The organism is Rhizobium sp. CCGE 510 (assembly GCF_000292525.1).
Classification (GTDB): domain Bacteria; phylum Pseudomonadota; class Alphaproteobacteria; order Rhizobiales; family Rhizobiaceae; genus Rhizobium.
Genome location: NZ_AEYF01000018.1, coordinates 189,526 through 209,530, shown reverse-complemented (window position 1 = coordinate 209,530; position 20,005 = coordinate 189,526). Strand labels below are relative to the sequence as shown.

Here is a 20,005-nt window from a genome sequence, read left to right as displayed (position 1 = left end):
ATGAAAGATGGGGCATGAGCGAAGCTCGTGATTGACATGATGGAACCCAGACATTTCCGCACGCTCTTCATTTCCGATGTCCATCTCGGCTCGAAGGCCGCGAAGGCCGATTTCCTGCTGGATTTCCTGCGCCACCATGAGGCCGATACGATCGTGCTGGTCGGCGACATCGTCGACGGCTGGCGCCTGAAGCGCAGCTGGTACTGGCCGCAGGTCTGCAACGACGTCGTCCAGAAGCTGCTGCGCAAGGCCCGCAAGGGCACGCGCGTCGTCTATATCCCGGGCAATCACGACGAATTCCTGCGGGACTTCCCGGGAATGCATTTCGGCGGCATCGAGGTCGTCGACCGCATGATGCATGATGGCGCCGACGGCAAAAAATACCTGATTCTGCACGGCGACGAGTTCGACGTGGTGGTCCGCAACGCGCGCCTGCTCGCCTATCTCGGCGACTGGGCCTACGATACGGCGATCCGCATCAACATCCTCCTGGCGGCCGTGCGCCGCCGCCTCGGCATGCCCTACTGGTCGTTCTCGGCCTGGGCAAAGCTGCAGGTCAAGCATGCCGTCAATTTCATCGGCGAGTTCGAGCGCGTCGTGACGGAGGAAGCCCGCAAAAGCGGCGCCGACGGCGTCATCTGCGGGCACATCCATCATGCCATCATTCAGGACATGGACGGCATCCGCTACATCAATACGGGCGATTGGGTGGAAAGCTGCACCGCAGTTGCCGAGCACGACGACGGCACGTTCGAACTGATCACCTGGCGAGCGCTTGCCAGCAGTGTGCCGGCGCTTGCCGCCATCGAAATGCGTGACCAGGGCGAGTTCGCCCCGCAAGCCGCGTGATTTGGGGACCGGCTGATGTGAGAGGCGAGTGATTTGGCGCCGGCGCACCCGCGCCGCGCGCTCCCGGAATTTAGCCGTTACCGTCAGGCGACAGGCACTATTTATTTTCTAAAACGTTTCAGTAGGGCTATTTCTCGCAATGGTCGCCTCCAGGGTGGTGTGTTAGGACAACGATCAGTTTCCTTCAGGTCCACCGATGATTCCCGCTCAACATTCCCCGAGTGAGGGAGCGCCTCCGCGCTTCCGGCTGCTCAGCGCGCTTTCCTATTGCGCGCCACTGCTCGTCAACGGCATTGTACTGCCGTTCTTTCCGGTGTGGCTCGCAACCCACAGCTTCAGCGACCACGAGATCGGCATTATCCTTGCCATACCGATGGTGGTGCGCGTGTTGGTGGCGCCTGTCGTCGCCATGATCGCCGACCGTTTGAAGGAGCGCGCCGACGTGCTGCTCTGGTCGGGCAGCCTGTCGCTGCTGACGGCGATCGCGCTCTTCTGGACGACGACCTTCTGGCCGGTGACGATCGTCTATGCGCTGCAGGGTGCCACCTTCGCGCCTTATGTGCCCGTCGTCGAATCGATCGTCATCTCGGGCGTGCGCCGCTGGGGGCTCGATTACGGGTCGATGCGTGTTTGGGGCTCGATTGCCTTCATCGTCTCGACGCTGGTCGGTGGCCAGCTGATCAGCCGGTGGGGCGGTGGGATGGTGCTGGATATCATGGTGTTCGGCTTTGCCATGACCGTGGTCATGGCGATCTTCTGTCCGCGCATCGGGCCGACGCGGCGGCGTGGCCAGCCGATCAACATTCCAGCCGCCACCGGCAGCGGGCTGCGCGAGCCGCATTTGCTGCTGCTTTTGATCGGTGTCGCCATCCAGCAGTCGAGCCACGCGGTGCTCAACGCGTTTTCGTCGATCTACTGGCATCATCTCGGCTTTTCCGGCACTGAGGTCGGCCTGCTCTGGAGCGCCGGCGTCGCTTCGGAAGTGACGGTGTTCTTCCTGTCGAAGCGTCTCAACCGGCGCTTCGACGCCTGGACGCTGATCCGCTTCGGCTGCGCCGTCAGCGTCTGCCGCTGGATCCTGTTTCCGATGAATACCGGCTTTGCCGGTTTTTTGCTGCTGCAATGTTTCCACGGCTTCACCTATGCCTTCGTGCATACAGGGGTGCAGCGGCGGATCATGGCGACGGTGCAGGAGACGCAGGAATCTTCGGCGCAAGGCGCCTACTTCTTCTATGTCGGCATGGCGATGGCGCTGATGACGCTGGCGTCGGGTTATCTCTATGCCTGGCTCGGCGTCGTCAGTTACTACGTCATGGCGCTGGTCGCGTTCTCCGGCCTCGGCCTCGTCATCTCAGCCTATTACCTTCAGCCCCAGAGTATGCTTTCGGGCGGAAAGACCAGGGAAGCGGCGTAGCGCAGGCCCGGTTCGCGATCCCGGGCAAGCAGCAGCGGGCCGTCGAGATCGACAAAATCGGCATTCTGGGCGAGTAGCACGGCCGGCGCCATGGCAAGCGAGGTGCCGACCATGCAGCCGATCATGATGCTGAAACCGAGCCGTTCGGCCTCGGCCTTCATCGCCAGGGCCTCCGTCAGGCCTCCCGTCTTGTCGAGCTTGATGTTGATCGCGTCGTAGCGGTCGGCAAGACTTGCGAGATCGCCGGTGTGGTGGACACTCTCGTCGGCGCAGACGAGAAGCGGGCGACGAATTTCGGCAAGCAGAGCGTCGCGGCCGGCCGGCAGCGGCTGTTCGACGAGAGCCACGCCGGCTTGCGCGGCGATGTTGAGATGTCGTTCCAGCACGGCTTCCGGCCAGCCCTCATTGGCGTCAAGGATGATGGTGGCATCGGGCGCGGCCGCGCAGACGGCGCGGATACGGCTTTCATCGTCGCCGGTTCCGACCTTGACCTTGAGCAGCGCGCGGCCTGCATGTTCGCGCGCGTTTGCGGCCATCACCTCCGGCTCACCGAGCGAGATGGTGTAGGCGGTGGTGAGCGGCTGCAGATCGGCAAGGCCCAGACGTGCCGCGACGCTTTCACCCGTTTGTTTCGCTTCGAAGTCCCAGAGGGCGCAATCGACGGCGTTGCGGGCAGCGCCTGGCGGCATGGCCGACAAGAGGTCACGGCGGGAGATTCCGGCCTCGACCAGCGGACGCGCCGCCTCGATCTGGGCGAAAACGCTCTCCATAGTCTCACCGTAGCGGCGATAGGGCACGCATTCGCCAAGCCCCCGCGCACTGTCTTCGGCGAGCGTGCAGGTAATCACCTCGGCCTCGGTCTTTGCGCCGCGCGAGATGGTGAAGGTCCCGGCAATCGGAAATGAATTCATCTGGATATCGAGGGTACGCGGCATTATTGCTGTCCTGTGAGCATGGAATTCGCACGTTGCTTCTGTATATTGACGCGCCGGGCGGCGAACGATCCGCCGAGTCGGCAATGTCGCCGTGAGCCTTGAAAGACATAAGTATCTTGAACGCCGAGAATCGCAATGTTGCCTCACTTGACGTGGACGACCAATCCGATGGTTCGGGGCAGCATGTGCGTCTCAGAGGCAGCTGGCGTAGCGCCTATATACATTTCGTGCTGCGTGACTTCGAGAAGCTGCTGCACCAGAAGGCCGGCGATCTGACGGTCGATCTGTCCGACGTTACCGATATCGATACCGCCGGGATCTGGCTGCTGTGCCGGCTGAAGAAGGAGGAGGAAGCGGCCGGACGGACGGTCCGCTTCGAAGGCACCAATCAGCATATCGACGAAATGCTGGCGATGTTCTCCGAGGAGCCGGCCAAACCGGAGCCGGAGCAGAGGGAGAAGGTCTCGCTTGCTGGGCGCATCTTCGCGCCTGTGGGAAAGATGGCCTACGACGTCTGGGACAATTTCGCCGCCGCCATGTATATCCTCGGTTCGGCGGTGCGCGGCGCACAGATGAAGTTCGGTCGCGGCAGCGGCGTTTCACCCGCCTCGATCATCAACCAGATCGACAATATGGGCGTTCGCGCCGTTCCGATCATCCTTCTGATGTCGTTTCTGATCGGGGCGATCATTGCCCAGCAGGGCGCCTTCCAGCTGCGCTACTTCGGTGCGGAGGTCTTCGTCGTCGATCTCGTCGGCATCCTGCAATTGCGCGAAATCGGCGTGCTGCTGACCTCGATCATGATCGCCGGCCGTTCGGGCAGCGCAATCACCGCCGAAATCGGCTCGATGAAGATGCGCGAGGAGATCGACGCGCTGAAGGTGATGGGGCTCAACCCGATCGGCGTGCTGATCTTTCCGCGGCTGGTGGCGCTGACCATTGCGCTGCCGCTCTTGACGGTGCTGGCAAATTTCGCTTCGCTCGGTGGTGCAGCCGCCGTCGCCTGGGGCTATTCCGGCATCACTTTCGCCAACTTTCTGTCGCGCCTGCACGAGGCGGTGACACTGTCGACGGTGCTCTCAGGCATGATCAAGGCGCCGTTCATGGCGCTGGTCATCGGCATCGTCGCCGCGGTCGAAGGGCTGAAGGTCGGCGGCAGCGCGGAATCGCTCGGCCAGCATGTGACGGCCGCGGTGGTGAAGGCGATTTTCGTCGTCATCCTGATGGACGGGCTTTTTGCGATGTTCTATGCAGCGATCGACTTCTAGCATGGCGAATCGCGTGGACGAGAAACCAATCGATACCGAGGACAGAAGCGAGAGGGACATCGTGCTCTCGGCGCGCGACGTTACCGTCGCCTTCGGCTCCAAGGTGGTGCTCGACAATCTCAACCTCGACATCTATCGCGGCGAGATCCTCGGCTTCGTCGGCGCGTCGGGCACCGGCAAATCGGTGCTGATGCGCACGGTGCTGAGGCTGTTGCCGCGCCGCTCCGGCACGATCAAGATCCTCGGCCAGGATTTCGATGAACTCGACGAACCGCAGCGCAACGCGCTCGACATGCGGCTTGGCGTGCTGTTTCAGCAGGGGGCCTTGTTTTCGTCGCTGACGGTCAAGGAAAACATCCAGGTGCCGATGCGCGAATATCTCGACCTGCCGCGCTCGCTGATGGACGAATTGGCGCATCTGAAGATCCGCATGGTCGGGCTCGCAGCCGATGCCGCCGACAAATACCCGTCCGAACTGTCAGGCGGCATGATCAAGCGCGCTGCCCTTGCCCGCGCGCTGGCGCTCGATCCCGAATTGGTCTTCCTGGACGAGCCGACCTCGGGTCTCGACCCGATCGGAGCCGCCGAATTCGATGAACTGATCGCCAACCTGCGCGATAGTCTGGGACTGACCGTGTATATGGTGACGCACGATCTCGACAGCCTGTTTTCGGTCTGCGACCGTATTGCCGTGCTCGGAAAAAAACAGGTAATGGTGGAAGGCACGATCAACGACATGCTGGCCTACGACGATCCGTGGGTGCAAGCCTACTTCAAGGGTAAGCGGGCGCGCTCGATCGTGCCGCAAGATGATGGTGCGCGGCACGGCAGCAGCGGGAAGTGACCGGATAAGATGGAAACCAAAGCCAATTATACGATTGTCGGTTTTTTCACGGTGCTGGTGATCGCGGCAGCGTTCGGCTTCGTCTACTGGATGGCCGAATATGGCCGTGGTGGCCCGATGACCGAGCTGATCGTGCGTATTCCGGGTTCGGCCAACGGCCTCAGCGTCGGCTCGCCGGTGCGCTTCAACGGCATTCAGATCGGCTCGGTGCAGACACTGTCGATCGATGCCGACGATCCGCAATATTCGCTGGCGTTCACCCAGGTGCGGACCGATGCGCCGATCTACCCTTCCACCAAAGCCGCACTTGAAATCCAGGGACTGACCGGGGCTGCCTATATCGAACTTTCAGGCGGCCGCAAGGGCGAGGAAAGCATCCTCCAACATGCGCTCGACAACGGCAAACGCGCCGTCATCGTCGCCGACCAGTCGAGCGTCACCAATCTTCTGGCGACCGCCGACAAGATCCTCGATCGCGCCAATGACGCGGTCGGCGAGCTTCAGGGGTTTATCGAGGATTCACGCGCGCCGCTGACCCAGACGTTCAAGAATGCCGAGACGTTCTCGGACGCGCTTGCCAAGAATTCCGGTAATATCGATGCCTTCCTGCAGAGTGTGGGTGAACTTTCCAATACTGTGAAGGCGGTCTCCGGCCGTGTCGATTCGACGCTTCAAGCCGTGGAATCGCTGGTCAAGGCGGTTGACGCGAAGAAGATCGACAACATCGTATCCAACGCCGACAAGATCACCGCCAATGTCGCCGATGCCTCTGGCGACCTTAAGGGCGCGATCCAGAAGTTCGACCAGACGGCCACCACCTTCAACGATTTCGGCAAACAGGCACAGGCGACGCTCGACCGTGTCGATACACTTGTCGCCCAGATCGACCCGGCCAAGCTGAAAGGCTCGGTCGACGATATCTCGCAGGCGACCAAGGATGCGCGCACCGCGGTCGCGTCGATCCGCGATGTCGCCAACACGGTTTCGGGGCGTCAGAAGGATATCGACCAGACGATCCAGGACGTCTCGCAGCTTGCCAACAAGCTGAATTCGGCCTCGACCCGCATCGACGGTATCCTGATCAAAGTCGATGCCTTGCTCGGAACCGATAACACGCAATCGCTGTTTACTGAGGCGCGCGGTACGCTGGAATCCTTCAAGAAGGTCGCCGACAACCTGAATGCGCGCATCGGGCCAATCGCCGACAATCTGCAGAAATTCTCAAGCGGCGGCTTGCGCGACGTGCAGACGCTCGTCAACGACATGCGCGGAACCGTCAACAATCTGAACGATACGATCACCAACTTCGACCGCAATCCGCAACGCCTGATCTTCGGCGGGGACACGGTGAAGCAATATGACGGCCGGACGCGGCGTTAACTGGGAAGTCAGGGGTAGCCTAATATGGTCGCATCGCATTCGTTGTCGCGCCGTTCATGGATCAGGGGAACGGCGATCGCGCTGCCGCTGACGGCACTGCTTCTTTCCGGATGCGGCACTGCGGCCAAGAACGATACCTATGACCTGTCCGCCGCCGTCGACGGCGACGGACCGGCAGCCAAATCCCGTCAGATCCTGATCGCTTCGCCAACGGCGTTGAGTGCGCTCGGCAGCGAGCAGATCGTCATCCGCGTCTCGTCTTCGGAAATCCAGTATCTCTCGAGGGCGCAATGGGGCGACAAGCTGCCGCGCATGGTGCAGTCGAAGCTGGTCGAGGCTTTCGAGAACTCCGGCAAGCTCGGTGGCGTCGGCATGCCGGGGCAGGGACTGGCGATCGACTATCAAGTCGTCACCGATATCCGCTCCTTCGAGATCGACGCTTCGAACGGCAACCAGGCGGTGGTCGAAATCTCCGCCAAGATCCTCAACGACCGCAACGGCTCGGTGCGCGCCCAGAAGGTGTTCCGTGCCATGGCGCCGGCCGGCGGCGATAATGCCGGCTTCGTCAAGAGCCTCGACCGCGCCTTCTCCACGGTTGCCTCCGAGATCGTCAACTGGACGCTGCGTTCAATCTGAGATGGCGTTTCCTGACCACTGCGCCGACATCGTGGGTTGCTGATTTGAGAAAATATTTGGCCCCACGATGTCAGGGCTGCCATCATATTCAATTTCTTCACGAATTTGTGGAACGCATGATGTTGTCGCTGTCAGGAGGCAAGCTGTATGGTGGTCGCACGAGTATTCGGAAAGTCGTCGTCGGAGGCGTTCCAGCGCGAAAACGACCGCCTGGCTGCGCTGCAGCAGCTCGACCTTCTCGACACCCCGAGGGACGAAGGTTTTGAGCGGATCGTCCGGCTGATAAAGCAAATTTTTTCCATCGACATCGGCATCGTATCCCTGATCGATGCGCACCGGCAGTGGTACAAGGCCTGCTCCGGCCTGTCGGCCGACGAAGTATCGCGCGAGGATACGTTTTGCCGCTATGTCGTCGACTGTGAACAGCCTGTTGTCGTGCAGGATGCGAGCAAGGACGTGCGGTTTTCACAGCATCCTGCGGTGACCGGCGAGGACCATATCCGCTTTTATGCCGGCGTGCCGCTCAGAACGAAAGCCGGGCATGTGATCGGAACGGTCTGCGCGATCGATCGCCGGCCAAGGTCGTTCGGCAGCCGAGATCTCGACATTCTCGAGGAGCTGGCGGGGGCGGCGATGGACCGCATCGAACTGATGCAGTCGGCCGCCACCGATAGCCTGACCGAGGCGATGACGCGGCGTGCTTTCAAGCAGGAGGCCGATCAGTTGATTTCGCTCGCCCTGCGCCACCAGCATGACCTGTCCTGCATCGTCTTCGATATCGATCACTTCAAGAAGGTCAACGATACGCACGGGCATGCCGCAGGCGACGATGTCCTCAAGGCGGTGGCCTCGATCTGCAAGGCGACCCTTCGCGCCGGTGATCTATTCGGGCGTATCGGGGGCGAGGAATTTGCCGTCGTCCTGCCGCATGTCGATCGGGAAGGGGCTGGTGCCGCCGCCGAGAAGCTCAGAGCGGCCATCGCCTCGCAGTCCATTCGCGGCGATCACGGCGCCTTAAATGTCACGGCGAGTTTCGGAACCTCGGCGCTCTCGATCGTCAGCAAGGAGATCGAGACGCTATTGGCTCAGGCTGATGCCGCAATGTATCAGGCCAAACACGCCGGACGGAATCGGTGCGTGTCGTGGAGTTCCATCCATGCCGATCATGCCATCGGGGCGCGACGGCGGGTGCTGAAGGCAGGTTCGATCCTGTTCAACGAGCGACGCTCCACCATCGACTGCACGGTCAAATCCATCAGCTCGGAAAGCGCCGGCATTTCGGTTTCGAATTCGGCCGGCATTCCCCCGGAATTCATTCTTGCCATCAGAGGCGAGGGATTCGAATCCAATTGCCGAGTGATCGCCCAGGACCGGCAACATCTGGAAGTGGCATTTAGATAAGTTGTCTGCACGCGCGGCGTTATAGCTTATTTCGTTGGTTGCGAATCCGTCATCGTCGCTCCCGGCTGGTTGCCTGGAACCGTGGACGCCGTTGCAGTCGATGACGACAGCAGGGTGCTGTCCAGCAGGCCTGCCATCTTGTCGTCACGCAGGCCTGCGGTCTTTTCGCCCATGACGACGCCGACGACGCGGCGACCATCCTTCAGCGCCGACGTCACGACATTGTAGCCCGAGGCATCGGTATAGCCGGTCTTGATGCCATCGACGCCGTCATATCGATACATGAGGTTGTTGTGGCCGCGCAGCTTCATGCCGCGGAACTGGAAGCCGCGCATGGAGAAGAGCTTGAACTCCTCTGGGAAATCCCGCATCAGCGAAACGCCGAGGGTGGCCATATCGCGCGCCGTGGTGACCTGCTCGGGATCGGGAAGGCCCGAGGGATTCTTGAAGACGGTATCCTTCATGCCGAGCTGGTGTGCCTTGTCCGTCATCGCCTTGGCGAAAGCCTGTTCGGAGCCGCCAAGCTGCTCCGCGATCGCCACAGCCGCATCATTGGCAGACAGCACGACAATGCCTTCGACCGCTTCGCGCAGCGTCACCTGGCGGCCGGCGCCGACGGCGAGCTTGAAGGGCTCCTTGCTCTCGGCATTTTCCGACATGGTTAGCTTCTGGTCCCAGTTGAGGCGCCGCTCATGCAGGGCCTCGAAGGCGAGATAGAGCGTCATCATCTTGGTCAGCGATGCCGGATAGTTCAATTCATCCTGATTGGAGCCTTCGAGGACCTGACCAGAGTGCGCATCGACGACGAAGCTTGCCTGGCCGGCCTCGGCCAGAGTGAAAGCGCCCATTAGCAAGGCGGACGAGAGCGCGGTGGCAAGGAGCCGGGAGGTCGTCTTGGTCATCGATGTTACTGTCTCTGTCGGTGGACGGTCGGGTGAGCCATTGGCTAAACTCAAGCGGATCCAGAAAGTTTGTGACGAAATGAAGGACAGGAGGCAATAAAAAGGTGCCATCCACAGCTGATTATATTTTGGCTTACGGTCTTCGGTTTTGACAATGGTGCGCATGGCACGTAGAAATTCAGCATGAGCATGAACAGCGTGCCTTTCTCCCGTTGTGACAGCACCTGCCTGCAGGCTGCGATCGCGCGCGCTTTTGGCGGACGAGGTCTCCACGTCCTGCGGTGACGTCGGGGCGCTCTGGGCGTCCGGCGCGCCGCTGGACGTAAAGCCCCTCACCACACCATCAAGGTTGCCAAGGAGACAGGCACCGTGCTCAATCTTTATCATGTCAATTCGCTCGTCCATTGGGAGGAGCGCGAGATCCATCTGCGCGATCATATGATCGCCTTCTTCTCGCAAGAGGTCCGCAGCTTTCTCAGATCGGTCAATCCGGCTTGGGACGTTCGAAGGGTCGAGGCACCGACCTTGATGCCGCGATCACTGGTTTCGAGCGCTTATTCGAATGCCGATATCTGGGCCCAGGAACAGCTCTCCGCCAGTGATACCGCGCTGGTTCTGAGGCCGGAGACCACGCCATCGACCTATGCCTACATGCAGCATAGTCTCGGCAATCACTCGAAGACACGGCTGCCGCTCTGCGTCTGGCAGGCCGGCAGATCCTATCGCCGTGAGCAGGAGCAGCCGACCAAACACATGCGGCTGAAGGAGTTCTGGCAGCTCGAATTCCAATGTGCCTTCACGGCCGACAGCGGCAACGACTATCACGCTGCCTGCCTCGAACCGGTGCGCCGCATGATCGCCTCGCTGATCCCACTGCCGACCCGGATCGTGCCCTCCGACCGGCTACCGGCCTATTCCGAGGTGACGATGGATATCGAGGTCGACAATGGCGACAAATGGATGGAGGTCTGCTCGATCTCGCGGCGAACCGATTTTCCGCAGCGTTACCGATCGCAGCCGAAGAAGGGACCTGCTGTCGATCACGACGTCCTCGTGTTGGAAATCGCCATCGGTCTCGATCGGTGCGTTTACAATTGGGGCATAGCGGCCGATCGGTGAAAGACCGAAAACCGGGGCCGCATAGCGACCCCGGTTTTCGCCGCCGCTGCAGGTGGTCGCGAATTTTCCGCAGCCCTTTGTATTGCTGCGTAATTCCGATCTAAGAGATTATACAGTAGGAGACAGCTTTATGCTGCGAGGGGTGGGATTTCTATGATGCGTTCGGCAGTGGTTTTGGTCGTTGGCATATGTGTGCTGGTTTTCTCAACTTTTTCCGTCTTTGCGTCCTCCGGACGCTCCGTCCCGCGTTCGCTGGTTCCTCAAATGTTTCTGTATGAAGAGAAACCGGACATGGCACAGCCGACGACGGTTCCTGGTTCTGTGGCGTGGTCAATCGATATGCGCACCGACGCCAAGGGGCGCTCCGATCCTGTTATCCTCCAAGCGCACATTGCGGTGCCGACGCGTCACCTCACCGCAGTCCTGACACTGGAACGGAATGCAGATCCCTCCGTTTCCGCAAGCCACCTCATTGAATTGTCATTTCAGATCGCGCCAGGATTTAAAGGAGGTGGAATTTACAGTCTCCAGCGCATGTCAATGAAGGCGACGGAAAGCGATCGCGGCGACGCATTGATAGCTGTGCCCGCCAAGGTCACGGACAATCTTTACATGCTGGCGCTCAATGATCTTCCTGAAGCTCGTGCAAGGAACCTTGAACTGCTTGAACGCCAATGGATCGATTTGCCGATTTTTTATCAGGACGGCAAACGAGCACTGCTGACGCTTGAGAAGGGCGCCGATGGTGATCGTATATTCAATCAGGCCAAACAGGCTTGGGCGGCAAATGATCTTGCCGGGACTGCTGCCGGCAATGCACAATAGAAGATATCAGTGGTAAATTTGGTCTGCGAACCGCTGGCGGTAATGTACCTCCTTGACCTGCCGTGCATTCCTTGAATAACGGGAAGAGAAACCATGCTCATTGTCTTTGGCGGTTTGCCGGGGAGCGGAAAAACGACTCTTGCCCGTGCGCTCGCGGAACGGCTGGGAGCCGTGCATGTGAGGGTCGACACCATCGAGCAGGCGATTAAAGCGTCGGGTATTCCTTCAAGAGACGTCGGCCCGGCAGGTTATGTCGTCGCCTATGGGGTTGCCGAGGACAATCTCACGCTCGGCAGCGTGGTGATCGCCGACTCGGTCAACCCGCTTGACATAACCCGCGACGCCTGGCTGCGGGTGGCGGCGCGATCTGCGGTGACCGCGGTCGAGGTCGAGGTGATCTGCTCCGACAAGATCGAGCATCGCCGCCGGGTCGAAACGCGCAAAACCGACGTCGAAGGACTTGTCAAACCGACGTGGCAGGAAACCGTCGACCGAGTATATGACGATTGGGGGCAGAGGCCGATCGTTGTCGATACCGCTGCGAAGGATGTGCAAGAGATCGTCGAGGCGTTGATCGCCAGGCTGGGGATTGCTGGTCCGTTTTCGATTTGAAGTTGGGTCTTATAGGGCGTCCCGTGAATGCCCCTTTTGCCCTGCCAGGCATCTCCCCAACAGGGAGAATACAGGAGGCGTGACTATCGGTCCCTCTCCGCCGGCGGACGATATGTCCCTGCCGGCGTTTTACGAAAAGGCAATGTTGGCGGCAGGGCGGATAGCCACCGTCGCCTTGCCCGCGTCGAAACCGTCGAGCGTTTCATTGTGATGGGCGATGATCTTGGAGAAGGTGAGGGTTGCCGTATCGCCGGTCATGTGGCCATCGGCGACCAGCGTCACGTCATATCCGAGCGAGACGGCCCGCCTGACTGTCGTGTCGACGCAAAATTGCGACATGCAGCCGCCGATGACGAGGTGGGTGACCGAGCGTTCGTCCAGGCGTTCGGCAAGATCGGTCTCGAAGAAGGAGTCGGCGCTTTTCTTGCGGACGACGATCTCGCCTTGTCCCGGCGCGATCTCCTCGCGCAGCGCCCAGCCTGGCGTGCCGACAGCCAATCGATGGCCGTCGCCGCCGTCATGCTGAACGAGCACGATCGGCACGCCCGCCTGCCTGGCTTTTTCCTGTAGCGCTGCCAACCGTGCGACGGTTTCGTCGAGCGCGGCATCGATACGAGGCTGCCGCTCCGGCGAGGCTTTTCCTGAGAGAATAGCATTCTGCACGTCGATGATGAGAAAGGCCTTGGTCATTTCGGGAGCGGTTTCCGTGGCTGGGTGGCGGGCTTCGGTTGCTTTCACATGTCCGCAGAGAGGTCTGGTCACCCGCATTATAGAACGAAAGCCGCCTGACATGTGTTCAGGCGGCTCTCCAACCGAAGGTATCAGTTAGTCGGTCAGCCTCAACTGAGCCTGCCCGCTGCGTGGGCGAGCATGGTGTAGACCTTGCCGGTATCCGAGGTGAGGTAGGACTGGGTCACCGTCCGGTTCGGGTCAGTGCGGGCAACATCGGCAAGCAGCTTTTCGAAGTCACCGATGTAACGATCGACGGCGGTACGGAATTCCGGTTCGCGGTCGTATTTGCGCTTGATCTCGTCGAAGGTCTGCTGGCCCTTCAGCGTGTAGAGGCGGCGGGTGAAGACGTCGCGCTCGCCGCGCTGGTAACGGCGCCAGAGATCGACCGAGGCGTCGTGGTCGATGGCGCGGGCGATATCGACCGAGAGCGAGTTCAGCGATTCGACGACATGGCGCGGATTGCGGCTGTCATTGCTGCGCGCGGCCGGTGCGGCGGTTTCCGCCGGCCTGGCCGGCGCGCGGGCAGGCGCCTGGTCGGCGGCCTCCTCACGCGATGCGCCGCGCAGGAGATCGCTGATCCAGCCACCGCTTTCCGGGGGAGCCGGCTCCTGGCGCCCCGTTTCCTGGCGAACCGGGCCAGGTTGCGGGGCGGCGCGCTGAGGGGCGGCAGTGGCCGCTGCCGGGGCGATCGTTCCACGCAGGCCCGTCGCTTCGATCGGCGCGGGGGCAGCCGGCTGCGGCGCCTGGGCTGCGACCGGCTGACTCACGACCGGCTGACTTGCAACCGGCTGGGTGGCACGCGGGGCCGGCTGCGCCTGGGCGAGCGTGCGGGCGACAGGCTCGGAGATCTCAAGCTGCTGGCTGGAGCGGCCGACGAGCTGGGAAATATCCTGCAGCGCCTTGATCTGCTCGGCGACGGCCCGGCGCATGGCCGAGGCGCTTTCCTTGGCTTCCTCGGGAAGATCGAAGGCGCCGCGCTTCAATTCCGCGCGGGTGGCGTCGAGCTCGTTGCGGATGTCGGCGGCGGAGCGGCGGATATCGTCGGTGGCGCCAGAGAAGCGGCCGACGGCATCGTCGATCGCCTCGCGCAACGCTTCCCGCATGTTCTGGGCGGCGCCGTCGGAGGCGCGGCCGGCTTCGCCGAGCATGCGCTCGACTTCCGACAGCGAGGCCGTCAGACCACCGCGAATACGGTTGGAGAGATCGCCGGAGCGACGCTCGACATTGGCGAAGGTGCCGTCGATCGTCGTATTGGCTTCGTCGCCGGCGCGGGTGATTGCCTCGCGCATCGTCTCTGCCGCTTCCTGGGCACGCTTCTCGGTTTCGGTGAGAATGCGGCCGATATCGGCGAATGAGGATTGCACGCCCTGGCGCAGATTGCCGGTCACCTGGTTGGAGCGTTGCTCGGCCCGCTCGAACACGGTCTCGATCATGCCGCCGAGGCCAAGCATGGTCTTTTCGATCTCGGCGGAGCGCTGGACGAGGCCGACGGAGAGCGTCTGCAGCGCGCTTTCGCGCTCCTCGAGTGTCGAGGCGAGGTTGGACTGGGCGGCGCCGAGGAGCTGCGAGGCCTGAGTGAGGACCTTGGAGTGTTCGTCGAAACGGCCGATAATGCCGCCGACCTGTGACAGCGTCTGGCCCGAGATGTCGGAGAGGCGGTCGACCTTGCCTTCGAGCAGCCTGGTCGAGGCCGAGACCATTTCGGCGGCCCTGTTGGCGGACTCGGCAAAACGCGTGGTGGTGTCGCCGAGACGGCCGTCGACGCTGGTCAGCTGCTCGGCGGCGCGGTTCATCATCATCGCCATCGCCGCACTGCTTTCCGCCATGCGCTCGACGAGGCCGTTGACGTTGCCGACCAGGCTGTTTTCGATGGCGCTGACGGCATTGGCGGCATTTTCGGTACGGGCAGCAACGGCGCTGGCAAGCGCTTCGTTTTCGGCGCGCAGACGGTCGGCGCTAAGGTTGGCTGCGGCGGTGATACGGGCGGCGGCCTGCTCGCCGGCATCGGTATACCGGTCGATGATCGGACGGGCGGTTTCGTCGAGGATGCGCGTCAATTCGACCGAACGGCCTGATAGCATCGAGTTGAGGTCGCGGGTGCGTTCGTCGAGCGTCGAGCGGATCGAATTGCCGCGCGCTTCGAGCGCCCGGTCGATCTCGGAGAAGGTCGTATCGATCTCGCGAGCACGCTCCTCGAGATTGGAGCGGATAGCGCTGCTGCGGGCTTCGAGCGCGCGGTCGACATCCGCCATGGTGGCGGAAATCTCGCTTCCGGCCCCCGACAGCGTCGAGCGGATGGCGTCGCCGCGCGTTTCCAGAGATTGGCCGGCATCCGACAGCGCCTTGGAGATGGCATTGACCTGCGTGCCGACGATGGTCTCGGCCTCGGCGACCTTGTTGACGATGGCGTTGCCGGCTTCCGAGAAGGTCTGGGCGACGGCAGCGGCCTGGCTTGCCAGCCGGCTCTGGGCTTCGGCGACGCGGGTGACGATCTGTGACGAGCGCTCATCCATGGTGCGGGTGAATTCGTCGCTTTTCGCATTGAGATCCACAGCGAATTGCTGGCCGGTCTTGCCGAGCAGTTCGGTGGTCCTCGTTGCTTCGCCTTCCATTCCCTGGGCGGCTTCGGCAACCGCACTGCGCAGCGTCGAGGCGAGGCCGACGGCCTTGCCTTCGATGGTCCGGTTGACGGCATCCAGGCCGACGGTCAAAGCGCGATCCATGGTGGAGAGGCGTTCTTCGATGCGTTCATTGCCGCGGTCGAGGGTTTCGCCAAGGCGCGCGGTGCGACCGTCGATGGCGCCCGTCAAGGTCGTGGCGCGGCTGTCGAGCGTCTCGGCCAGGTTGGCGGTACGGCTGTCGATCGCCTGGGTGAGGTTTGCGGCACTGCCTTGGAGCGTTGCCGAGATGCGCTGAGCGGCGTCGTCGCTGAGCGTGCCGAGATGGGAGATGCCGTCGGCGAGCACGCCGGACAGGTGGCTGCTGGCGACTTCGACCTTTTCGGCAACGCCGCCGACGCCGTCGCGGATGCGGGTTTCGATCGCCGCAAGACCGGCTTCCACACGCGATCCGGTTTCCTCGACCCGGCCCGTCAGGCTTTCGACCGATTGGTCGAGCTGAGCGGAGAAGTTCTGGGTGGAGCTGGAAATCGCATTCGCCGCCTCCTGGAAGCGGTCGGCGATCTGGCCGGCGCCGGAATGCATGCGATCTTCCAATGTCTGGGCGCTGGCATCGATAGCCTGGCGGATCGAGGCTTCACGATCCTCCAGCGACATTTCGAGCATGCTGACGCTCGTTGCCACCGAGGTGCCGATGCTGGTCGCGTGTTCGGTGAGCGTATCGTTGATCAGCGCATGGGCCTGGTTCAGAGACAGGTCGATGGCGTTGGCGCGGTCCTCAAGCGTCGTGCGGATGCGCTCATGGGCAGAGGTGAGTCCGCCTTCGATGCGTGCCGCGGCCTCGTCGGCGAGGCCTCCGAGCCGAATATGGGCATCGGTCAGACGACCTTCGATGCGGCCGGTCAAGCCGCCGACGAGATCCTCGAAGCGGGAGCCGCCGGCATCGAGAACGCCGGAGAGGGCGGCACTATGCTCGGAAAGCGCGTTTTCGAGCCGCTGCTGATTGTCGGTGTAGGCGGCGCGGATGGCATCGGTCCTGTCGGTGAAGGCGCCAGCGACGCGTGACTCGGCGCCGGAGACTGCCTCCATGATGGCGTTGCTGCGCGCTTCGAGCACACTGTCGAAGCGGCTCTGGTTGTCGTCGAGCGAAATGGCGAGCGCCATGGTCTTTTCGTCGAGCGTATCGGTGAGCCGGTCGTGAGTTGCCGTTACGGCACCGATGATTGCAGCGGTGCGGTGCCCCAAGGCTTCCTCGATGCGAGCCTGGCCTTCGTGCAGCGAGGTGGCAAGGGCGGCGGCCTTCTGGTCGAGCACACCGTTCAGGCCTTCATGCGTGCCGGAGACCGCATTGGTGATCGCATCGGCGCCTGATGTCAGCGTCTCCTCGAGACGGCTCTGGCTCTCGTTCAGCGAAATGGCAAGCGCCATTGCCCGGTCGTCGAGTGTCTCGGACAGGCGGTCGTGGGTGGCGGAGATCGTGTTGAGGAAGGATTCCGCGCGGCTCTCCAGCGTTTCCTGCAGGCGGCTCTGCCCCTCGTTCAGGGAAGCGGCGATTGCTGCCGACTTTTCGTCGAGGGTTTCGGAAAGACGGTCATGTGTGCCCGACACGGCCTTGAGGAAGGCTTCGGAGCGCGCTTCAAGCGTGTCTTCGATGCGCGATTGGCTCTCATTAAGCGAGATGGCGAGTGTCATCGCCTTTTCGTCCAGCGTTTCGGACAGACGCTCATGCGTGCTGGAGACGGCGTTCAGCAGAGCTGCGGAGCGGGTTTCGAGCGTCTCCGCGATACGGGCCTGGCCTTCACTCAGCGCGGTGGCAAAAGCTGCCGCCTTGCCGTCCAGGGTTTCGGACAGGCGGTCGTGCGTGCCGGAGACGGCATTCAGCAGCGCCTCGGCACGCGTTCCAAGTGCACCCTCGATGCGGGCACTGCGCTCGTCAAGCGAGGTTGACAGGGCGGCTGCCTGGCTGTCCAGTGTTTCGGACAGCCGGTCATGCGTGCCGGAGACGGCGTTCAGCAGGGACGCGGAGCGGGTCTCAAGCGTATCCTCGAGGCGGGCCTGGTTCTCGCTGAGCGAAATGGCGAGCGCCATCGCCTTTTCGTCGAGCGTCTCGGAGAGGCGGTCATGCGTGCCGGATACCGCGTTCAGCAGCGCTTCGGAGCGGGTTTCGAGCGTATCCTCGATGCGGGCCTGGCTCTCGTTCAGGGAGATGGCGAGCGCCATCGCCTTTTCGTCGAGTGTCTCGGCAAGACGGTCATGGGTGCCGGAGACGGCGTTGATGATGGCGTCGGAGCGGGTCGTCAGCGCTTCCTCGAAGCGGCCGTGATGGGTGGTGAGCGCCTCGACCAGGGCGCCGCCGCGTTCTGCCATGACGCTGTCGATGCGGCCGTGGGCCGTGCCGAGCGCCTCACTGATTTCTGCCACACGGGCCGCAAGCGCGCCGCTCAGTTCCTCGGCGCGACCGCCGAAGGCAGCGGTCACCTGCTCGGTGCCGGCGGCAACGGCAGTCGTCAGATCGGTGGTGGTGGTGCGCAGCGTGTCGCGGAGTTCAACTGTGCGTGTCTGCAGATTGTTCTGCAGTTCGGAGGTGCCGGATGCAAGCGTCAGCGCGATTTCCGAGGTGGCGCTCTGCAGCGCCGAGGTCAGCTCGCCAGTCCGGCTGGTGAGCGCGGTGGTGATTTCGTCCGCCCGGGTGCCGAGCGTGCTTTCCAGCACTTCGTGACTGGTGGCGAGCGTGGTGGCGAGCGCCAGCGATTGATCGGTCATCGACAAACCGAGCCGGTCGATGCCGGAACTCAGGATGCCATCGATCGAATCCGAGCCGCCGGTCAGCGTCTCGTTGATGCGGGCGAGGCTCTCCATCAGCTTGGTGTCGAGCGAGCCGGTACGTTTGTCGAAGGCGCTGGTGAATTCGGCGACGCGTTCGTCGAAGGCGGTCGACAGCTGGGCGACGGTCGTCTGCAGCCGTTCTTCGAAAAAGCCGGAGCGCACGTCGAGATCCATGACGGCGTCGTCGGCGGTGGTCTGCAGGCTCTGGCGGAAGCTCGCGCCTTTTTCGTCGAGCGCGCTGTTCAGCTTCGACAGCACGTCATCCAGCGTGCCGCCGATGGTGCGTTCGCCTGATTTCAGGCTCTCGTTGATCTCGCGGGTGCGGGCGATCAGGATCTCGCTGAGCTGATGCGTGCGATCGTTCAGCGCCGCATTCAGCTTCTCGGTGCTGCTGTCCATGGTCGAGGCGCGCGTCTCGAATTGGCTGAGAAGCCTTTCGCCATGGTCGTTGAGATTGACGGAGAGCGCTTCGAGGCGGCTGTCGAATTCGGTGGCGAGCGCGAAACCCGATGCGTTCAGTGTCTGCAACAGGCTATCGGTCTTGGCGGCGAGCAGGCTGCCCATCGACTGCAGGGCGCTGTCCGATCTTTCCAAAATCGTCGCGGCGCGCGTGTCGATCAGCGAGGCGAAGGCTTCGCCCGATGTGGAAAGCCGCACGGCGATCTCTTCGGTCGCAAGCGACAGCTCTTCCTTCAGCTGGTCGTGGACGCTGCCGATCGAGGTGCGGATGCGGTCGGCATGGTTGACGATTGCCTCGCGCTCGGAGCCGAGTTCGTGGACCAGACCACGGACGCGCAACTCGTTGTCGGCGTAGGAACGTTCAAGTGCGTTGACTTCGGAATGGACGAGCGTTTCCAGCTCGGACGCACGCGCGATGGTGCGCTCGATGCCTTCATTCATCGCCGAGACCTCACGACGGACGGCCTGGCCGACGGTCATGATGCGCTCGGAGGCGATGGTTTCCGGCTCTGCCAGGCGCAATGCCACCTCCGCCATGGAACGGGCGGCGTTGCGCATATCCTGGGCGCGGGCGATCATGATGGCGAATGCATAGAACATCATGACGGGAATGATGATGCCGACGAGGCCGGCGATGACGCCGGGCAGGGCGACGAGATCGGCGAGCGAACGGATCTGCCAGATCTGAGGCGCATAAAGCAGCGACATCAGGCCGAGGCCGCCCATGACCCAAAGTACAGAGAAGAGGGTGGCGGTGCGCACCGCCGAGCGGCTGGAGGCGCCGTCAAAGGATTTCAGGATCGAGGCGGGCGTATTGCGACTGGCATCGTTGGCGGGTGCGAAGGCCGGCCCTCGGCTGGCCTGCTCGCCGGCGCGACGGCTGCGACGCTGCGCTTCTTCCTGGGCCTGCTGATTACGCGCATTCACTGGATCCGACACATTAGCCTCCGGGGCCTCAGGCACGTCGCCGCGGCGAGACGGCACGTTATCTTTGCCGAAGTCGATCTGAAGCGCCTCGTCCAATGCCTTGAACGCCTTGTCCTCAACCGACTCGTTATATTTGTTGTTCGCCATTGGTTACGCCTCATTACTGTCGGCCGGTCTGGCAGCGCGCAATCCCGGGCTTCCGCCTCACCCGGGGAACAACTTTGCCGTTCCAGCCTTCCATCCCAACGACGGACGGAT

At 62.4% G+C, this 20,005-nt stretch carries 14 protein-coding genes; 10 read left to right on the top strand and 4 right to left on the bottom strand.

What is annotated here, in order from left to right; all coding sequences use genetic code 11:
- Window positions 1-36: 36 nt before the first annotated feature.
- Window positions 37-849, top strand: coding sequence for a UDP-2,3-diacylglucosamine diphosphatase (locus RCCGE510_RS09520; protein WP_007629387.1), 813 nt, complete (start codon window positions 37-39; stop codon window positions 847-849).
- Between the two features lie 196 nt (window positions 850-1,045).
- Window positions 1,046-2,263 (top strand): MFS transporter, encoded by a 1,218-nt coding sequence (locus RCCGE510_RS09515; protein ID WP_007629383.1) that lies wholly within the window; start codon window positions 1,046-1,048, stop codon window positions 2,261-2,263.
- Here the strand turns inward: RCCGE510_RS09515 and dgcA are convergent.
- Complete coding sequence (gene dgcA / locus RCCGE510_RS09510; protein WP_007629381.1) at window positions 2,215-3,198, bottom strand: N-acetyl-D-Glu racemase DgcA; 984 nt, start codon at window positions 3,196-3,198, stop codon at window positions 2,215-2,217. The two genes, RCCGE510_RS09515 and dgcA, sit on opposite strands and share 49 nt — an antisense overlap.
- A gap of 98 nt (window positions 3,199-3,296) precedes the next feature.
- Here dgcA and RCCGE510_RS09505 point away from each other — a divergent pair, with 98 nt between their 5' ends.
- The 5 genes from RCCGE510_RS09505 to RCCGE510_RS09485 all read left to right on the top strand — a co-directional run bounded on the left by RCCGE510_RS09505 (window position 3,297) and on the right by RCCGE510_RS09485 (window position 8,727).
- On the top strand, window positions 3,297-4,466 hold the full coding sequence (locus RCCGE510_RS09505) for an MlaE family lipid ABC transporter permease subunit (RefSeq protein WP_192815294.1): 1,170 nt from the start codon (window positions 3,297-3,299) through the stop codon (window positions 4,464-4,466).
- 1 nt (window position 4,467) lies between these two features.
- On the top strand, window positions 4,468-5,310 hold the full coding sequence (locus RCCGE510_RS09500; protein ID WP_007629377.1) for an ABC transporter ATP-binding protein: 843 nt from the start codon (window positions 4,468-4,470) through the stop codon (window positions 5,308-5,310).
- Window positions 5,311-5,319: 9 nt separating this feature from the next.
- The gene (locus RCCGE510_RS09495; protein WP_007629375.1) at window positions 5,320-6,690 is read left to right on the top strand and encodes an MlaD family protein; all 1,371 of its coding nucleotides are present in this window, start codon (window positions 5,320-5,322) and stop codon (window positions 6,688-6,690) included.
- Window positions 6,691-6,714: 24 nt separating this feature from the next.
- Window positions 6,715-7,326 (top strand): ABC-type transport auxiliary lipoprotein family protein, encoded by a 612-nt coding sequence (locus tag RCCGE510_RS09490; protein WP_007629373.1) that lies wholly within the window; start codon window positions 6,715-6,717, stop codon window positions 7,324-7,326.
- A 147-nt stretch (window positions 7,327-7,473) separates the two neighbouring features.
- Complete coding sequence (locus RCCGE510_RS09485; protein WP_007629369.1) at window positions 7,474-8,727, top strand: sensor domain-containing diguanylate cyclase; 1,254 nt, start codon at window positions 7,474-7,476, stop codon at window positions 8,725-8,727.
- A gap of 26 nt (window positions 8,728-8,753) precedes the next feature.
- Here RCCGE510_RS09485 and RCCGE510_RS09480 read toward each other — a convergent pair whose 3' ends face one another.
- Window positions 8,754-9,629: a D-alanyl-D-alanine carboxypeptidase family protein gene (locus tag RCCGE510_RS09480; protein ID WP_007629368.1), complete on the bottom strand. Its 876-nt coding sequence runs from the start codon at window positions 9,627-9,629 to the stop codon at window positions 8,754-8,756.
- Between the two features lie 369 nt (window positions 9,630-9,998).
- On the opposite strand from RCCGE510_RS09480, the gene RCCGE510_RS09475 reads away from it, so the two are divergent.
- The 3 genes from RCCGE510_RS09475 to RCCGE510_RS09465 all read left to right on the top strand — a co-directional run bounded on the left by RCCGE510_RS09475 (window position 9,999) and on the right by RCCGE510_RS09465 (window position 12,185).
- Window positions 9,999-10,748, top strand: coding sequence for an aminoacyl--tRNA ligase-related protein (locus tag RCCGE510_RS09475; protein WP_007629367.1), 750 nt, complete (start codon window positions 9,999-10,001; stop codon window positions 10,746-10,748).
- A 153-nt stretch (window positions 10,749-10,901) separates the two neighbouring features.
- Entirely contained in the window at window positions 10,902-11,573 is a 672-nt protein-coding gene (locus RCCGE510_RS09470) for a hypothetical protein (RefSeq protein ID WP_037078220.1), read from the top strand.
- A gap of 93 nt (window positions 11,574-11,666) precedes the next feature.
- Complete coding sequence (locus RCCGE510_RS09465) at window positions 11,667-12,185, top strand: AAA family ATPase (protein ID WP_007629362.1); 519 nt, start codon at window positions 11,667-11,669, stop codon at window positions 12,183-12,185.
- Window positions 12,186-12,314: 129 nt separating this feature from the next.
- Here the strand turns inward: RCCGE510_RS09465 and RCCGE510_RS09460 are convergent, their stop codons facing one another.
- Entirely contained in the window at window positions 12,315-12,875 is a 561-nt protein-coding gene (locus tag RCCGE510_RS09460) for a cysteine hydrolase family protein (RefSeq protein WP_007629361.1), read from the bottom strand.
- A gap of 149 nt (window positions 12,876-13,024) precedes the next feature.
- On the bottom strand, window positions 13,025-19,894 hold the full coding sequence (locus RCCGE510_RS09455) for a membrane protein (RefSeq protein ID WP_007629360.1): 6,870 nt from the start codon (window positions 19,892-19,894) through the stop codon (window positions 13,025-13,027).
- Window positions 19,895-20,005: the final 111 nt, after the last annotated feature.